General features: G+C 68.0%; 1 protein-coding gene. It reads left to right on the top strand.

What is annotated here, in order from left to right:
* The first annotated feature begins 52 nt into the window (after positions 1-52).
* A protein-coding gene (locus tag ACVCAH_RS37880; protein WP_447141011.1) for an IS3 family transposase occupies positions 53-1,287 on the top strand; the annotation gives its coding sequence in 2 pieces (ribosomal slippage) (positions 53-332 and positions 332-1,287; 1,236 coding nt in all).
* The last annotated feature ends 30 nt before the right edge of the window (positions 1,288-1,317 follow it).

Genomic DNA, 1,317 nt, shown 5'->3' on the forward strand with positions numbered 1-1,317 from the left:
TGTTCCGCACCGGGTTTGATGGAGACATCGAAACCTGGGAGGAACACCAGCGATGCCGGCACCGAAGAAGTACAACGATGAGTTGCGTGAGCGTGCGACCCGGTTGGCGGTCGAGGCCCGCCGGGATCCGGCGTCCGCGGTCGGAGCGATCCGTCGGATCGCCGGTCAGCTCGGGGTTCACCCGGAGGCGTTGCGCACGTGGGTGAAGAAGGCCGAGACCGACGCCGGACAGCGGCCGGGCACCACCAGCAGCGACGCGGAACGCCTCGCCGCGTTGGAACGGGAAGTGCGTGAGCTGCGGCGGGCCAACCAGATTCTGAAGTCCGCGGCGAGTTTCTTCGCGGCGGAGCTGGACCGTCCGTCGCGATGAAGGTCGACTTCGTCGACTCCCAGAAGGCCGAACACGGTGTCCAGCCGGTCCTGCAGGCGCTCGAAGACACGCCGGCACAGATCGCACCGTCGACCTACTACGCCGCCAAGACCCGCCCGGCCTCGGCCCGGTCGCGGCGCGATGAGGAGCTGACCGCGGTGATCGAGCGGATCCACGCGGAGAACTACGGCGTCTACGGGGCCCGCAAGATCTGGCACGAGCTGCACCGACGCGGTTTGCCAGTGGCCCGGTGCACCGTCGAGCGGCTGATGCGCGCCTGCGGGCTGCGCGGGCTGCTGCGCGACAAGTCGCCGCGCACGACCCGGCCCGCGGCCGAGACCGGCCGCCCGGGTGACCTGGTCAAACGTGACTTCACCGCAGCGGGCCCGAACCAGCTGTGGGTCGCCGACCTGACCTACGTGCGCACCAGCGTGGGATGGGTCTACGCCGCGTTCGTCCTCGACGTGTACTCCCGCATGATCGTCGGCTGGCAGGTCGCCACCAGCCTCTACACCGATCTGGCCCTCGACGCGCTGAAGATGGCGATCTGGCGCCGCGAGAACCAGGGCGCTGACCTGCGCAAACTGGTCCACCACTCGGACAGGGGAGTCCAGTATCGAGCGATCCGCTACAGCCAGCGGCTCGCCGAGGCCGGCGCCGTCGCCCCGGTCGGCTCCAAGGGCGACTCGTACGACAACGCCATGGCCGAGGCGTTCAACTCCCTGTACAAGGCCGAACTCGTCCGCAACAACGGCCCCTGGCGCGGGCTCGACGACCTGGAGATGGCCACCGTCGAGTACATCGACTGGTACAACAACCGCAGACTGCACGGCGAACTCGGACACGTCCCACCCGCCGAACACGAAGCACTACACGCGATGACCCAGCCGGTCACCGCACCCCTGAAAACCAGCTAACCAACTCTCCATCAAACCCGGGGCTTGACA

The sequence above is a fragment of the Micromonospora sp. LZ34 genome (assembly GCF_052981855.1).